This is a genomic window from Pseudoalteromonas sp. SR45-5 (assembly GCF_014163565.1).
Lineage (GTDB): Bacteria > Pseudomonadota > Gammaproteobacteria > Enterobacterales > Alteromonadaceae > Pseudoalteromonas > Pseudoalteromonas distincta.
Genome location: NZ_JACJDN010000340.1, coordinates 1 through 4,278, shown reverse-complemented (window position 1 = coordinate 4,278; position 4,278 = coordinate 1). Strand labels below are relative to the sequence as shown.

Annotated in this window: 3 protein-coding genes; 2 read left to right on the top strand and 1 reads right to left on the bottom strand. The window is 39.9% G+C overall.

Going from position 1 to position 4,278, the window contains the following annotated elements; translation table 11 throughout:
* Both zigA and H5072_RS12835 read left to right on the top strand, forming a co-directional pair.
* On the top strand, positions 1-1,131 hold a 1,131-nt coding region (zigA, locus tag H5072_RS12840), incomplete at its 5' end, for a zinc metallochaperone GTPase ZigA (RefSeq protein WP_182693732.1).
* On the top strand, positions 1,131-1,820 hold the full coding sequence (locus H5072_RS12835) for a DUF1826 domain-containing protein (protein WP_024594779.1): 690 nt from the start codon (positions 1,131-1,133) through the stop codon (positions 1,818-1,820). The genes zigA and H5072_RS12835, both read left to right, overlap by 1 nt.
* A 26-nt stretch (positions 1,821-1,846) precedes the next feature.
* Here the strand turns inward: H5072_RS12835 and H5072_RS12830 are convergent.
* On the bottom strand, positions 1,847-4,278 hold a 2,432-nt coding region (locus H5072_RS12830), incomplete at its 5' end, for a response regulator (protein WP_182693731.1).

The following is a 4,278-nucleotide window of genomic DNA, read 5'->3' as shown; positions in this document are numbered from 1 at the left end:
CATATTCTTAATAACAGGCAAGGTAAAAAAGTGGCTGTTATAGTTAACGATATGAGCGATATAAATATCGATGCAGCCACTATTAAAAACGATGTATCGCTCAATCACAGTAACGAAAAGCTCGTTGAAATGAGCAACGGTTGTATTTGCTGCTCCCTACGAGAAGACTTACTTGTTGAAGTGGGCAAACTTGCCAAAGATGGGCGTTTTGATTACCTCGTTATTGAATCAACCGGTATTTCTGAGCCATTACCTGTAGCCGAAACCTTCACATTTGCCGATGAAAATGGCGTATCACTGGGTGATATTGCCACCCTTGATACTATGGTAACGGTGGTTGATGCCGTTAACTTTTTAAACGACTACGAACAAGCAAATGATTTACAAGATACTGGCGAATCGTTAGGAGAAGACGACGAGCGAAGCGTAGCCGACCTACTTGTTGACCAAGTTGAATTTGCCGATGTAATCTTAATTAGTAAAACTGATTTAATTACAAACGATGAATTAAATAAACTCACTGCCATTTTAAATACGCTTAATACTCAAGCTAACATTATTCCTATTTCAAACGGCCATATTAATATTAACGAAGTGCTAAACACGGGTTTATTTAATTTTGAACGTGCCCAACAAGCACCGGGGTGGCTTAAAGAAATGCGTGGTGAACATATTCCCGAGACTGAAGAGTATGGAATTAGCAGCTTTAATTACACTGCGCGCCGCCCATTTGACCCAGAAAAGTTTTATAACTTTCTTCATAGCACCGAACAATTTGGCAAACTTATTCGCTCAAAAGGTTATTTTTGGTTAGCAACACGCCCTTTATTTTGCGCGCAGTGGAGCCAAGCAGGCGGTATAGCTCATTACGGATTTGCTGGTATGTTTTTTAAAGCCATCCCCCAAAAAGACTGGCCTACAGAGCCTGAACTGCTTGCTGATATAAATAATAAATGGGTAGAACCCTTTGGTGACATGCGCCAAGAGCTTGTGTTTATTGGTCAATCATTAAATAAACAAGCGATGATTAAAGCGCTTGATGACTGCCTACTACCAGAAGATGTGGTACTTAAGGGTAAGGACTTTTGGAGAACCTATAACGACCCGTTTCCTATTTGGGAGGAGGAGTAATGAATGCCCTAGCCCCAATAACTGCGCAAATAAAGCCTGCGGAACCGCTGTACCGAAAAGCAGCTAAAGAGTGTGACGCCGATGTATTGCCACAAATTTATAACCAAGACACTAACATTGTTATTTGGCAAAGAGACCTTGAGCAAACATTAACAAATGCAGTTAATACTCTCATTAGCGCAAATGCTTTAAAGCCACTAGAACTTGCGGTATCGCCCGATGATGCGTTTGATCAATTAATAAAAACGCTTAAGCCAGAAGATAATAACCGCGATGAAGTTAAAGCGCTGTGTGAAGATATCGCACTGTTGGTTGAAATGTTTTGCTGCCTGTTTGATTTAAAACGCGCCGGTTTAAGGCTAAAAATATTAGATAAACCCATGTGCCCGCGTTTTCATGTAGACAAAATTCCGTGCCGGCTAGTTACTACCTATCAAGGTGTTGCTACGCAGTGGTTAAATCACAGCGATGTAAACCGCTCAAAGCTAGGTACTGGTAATTTAGGTAAACCCGATGAAGAGTCTGGCTTATTTAAAAGCCTAAATAATATTAATCAACTCAAGCAAGGTGATGTTGCCCTGCTTAAAGGCGAGTACTGGGATGAAAACGAAGGTGCAGGGCTTGTACATCGCTCACCAGCGGTGGCTGCAAACGAGCAACGCTTATTACTTACGCTCGATTTTATCTAAAATTTGTTGTGGTGATAAACGCTAAGCTAGTGCGCGTTTATCACCCTAGCGATTACTTCGTACAAACCTTGTGTATTTACAGGTTTAGATACAAAATCGTCCATGCCCACACTTAAACAGCGCTGTTTATCGTCTTCGTAGGCATTAGCGGTAATTGCAATAATAGGCACATGTGCCTTAGTGTTTGCTTCGTTAGCACGTATGGTTTGTGTACATTCGTAACCATCCATATTTGGCATTTGGCAATCCATTAAAATTAAGTCAAAGGTGTTACCCTTAAGCACTTTTAACGCTTCAATTCCATCGTTAGCCATTGTAAGTTGTATATGAGTTGGCTCTAACATTTTTGCAATTACTTGGCGGTTTATGGGGTTGTCTTCTACCAATAGTAATTTTTTGCTACCAAGATCAGGTACTGATTGCGACTTTACTGCGGCTGTGGGCTTTATAAACTCAGCTTTAGGCGCATTAATGTAAAACTTGAGCATGCTGCCTTTACCGGGTTCACTATTTAAAGATATTTCACCCTGCATTTTTTTAATTAACCCTTGGCTAATGGCCAAACCTAGCCCGGTACCGCCATATTTACGCGCAACACCTACATCAGCTTGAGTAAACTCACTAAACAATAACGATTGCTGATCTTTTGCTATGCCTATGCCGCTATCAGACACACTTACAAATAACTGCTGGCCACTGTAATCAAACGATAAACGTACAAACCCGCGCTCAGTAAACTTATACGCGTTAGATAATAAATTAATAATAACTTGGTTTAAGCGTAAATCATCTACGTTAATACAATCTGGCAAGGTGTTACTGCACTGAACTATAAACTGCACGTCGTCAGAGCTTACAATGGGTGAAAACAACGATTTAATATTTTCGATAAAAGGCGCTAAATTTGTAGGACGCGGGCTAATTTGCATTGCATTAGCCTCAATTTTAGAAAAATCTAAAATATCGTTTAAGATTTTCAATAAGTTTTGAGCACTTTTTTGTTGCGTATCTAAAAGATCTCTTTGCTCGTCGGTTAACGAACTATCACGCAGCAATACCTCACCCATGCCCAAAATACCGTTCATTGGGGTGCGTAGTTCATGACTCATATTTGCTAAAAACTGCGATTTAGCCACATTAGCTAAATTAGCACGCTCTACTGCTTGCTTAAGCTTATTGGTTTGCTCAGCAACTTGTTTTTCTAGCTGCTGGTTAAACTCACTGAGTTGTTTGTTTAGGTCTTGGTTTTTTATATTTGACGCTTGCAGGTTTTCTATTGAATGCTGCAGCGCAGTGGCTAGCATTTCAAACTGCTGTTGTAGTTGCAATACTTCTTGCCAACTTGAATCTGTATTAAAAGTATGTTTTTTTGATTTATTAAAGCTTTGCATTAAATTAGTTAAACCACTAATTGGCTGCACTAATAAGTTTGCAAGTTGGCGTACAAACAGCACCACCATAATAATTAGCATAGCGCCTAGCAAGATACTTGGCAGCCAGGCTTTGGCTACAGCCATACTCAAATGTTTACGATTATAAAAAGTGATCACTTGCCATTTGCTCTGCGGATTGACATATTTAGAGCTATGGTAAACCTCGTTATTATTGGAACGAAATAAATTTTTATCGCCCATATTACGTGCATTAAAACCATCTTCGTTAAAGTCGGTTAATATTTCAAACTGCTCAAGCGAGCTAAAAACCACTTTTTGTTTATCATCCAGTACAACTAATTCGCCAGTGTTTTCAAATAAATTAGGAATAAACTGCTCTAATCGTCCAAGCTTTAACGACCCCTCTACTACGCCGTAAAACTCACCATCACGATAAATAGGTGCAGACAGCGCAACAATGGCTTCATTGCCAAGCCCTCGCCCTTGAAACACACCACTGCTATAACCAAGAGGATATTGCTTAGCCTGATTAAAGTACTCGCGATCAGTAACATTACGCTGCGCCTTAGTTAACCCAGCAATAAGGTTATTAGGCGACGTTATTTCAACAAAGCCGCTAGGGTTGGCATACAAGCTTGTAGCAAACCCTGGAAATAGATTCATTAGCCTTTTTAACTGCTGCTCACTATCTGTGCCCGCGCTTATGGCGTCGCTACTCATTACAATGGCATTTTTATGAAACGTTAAATAATCACTTAATTGAGTGCTTATATATTTGGCTTTTTCTTCAAGCTGGGCGTCTACCTCATACTCTAACCGAGAGTGGTGATCGTTCACTAAAATTACACTGGTAAGCAGTATAACTAATATAATAATAACACTTACAACATAGCTAAGAATGCGAGCAAGAGGCCTGCCCTGATAGGCACGGCTGGCATGGGGTACAAATACACTAAATAAATCAACTAAAGCTAAGCTAATTAACGCATTTATGAGGTACTTTGATATTGCAACAACTAGCGTTAACCATGGCAGACCAATAAGAAACTGCCCTATTCCCCAAA

What these genes read in the sequence shown, in the direction of transcription:
- H5072_RS12835 (WP_024594779.1), top strand. Translation starts at nt 1,131, where the DNA reads ATGAATGCCCTAGCCCCAATAACTGCGCAAATAAAGCCTGCGGAACCG.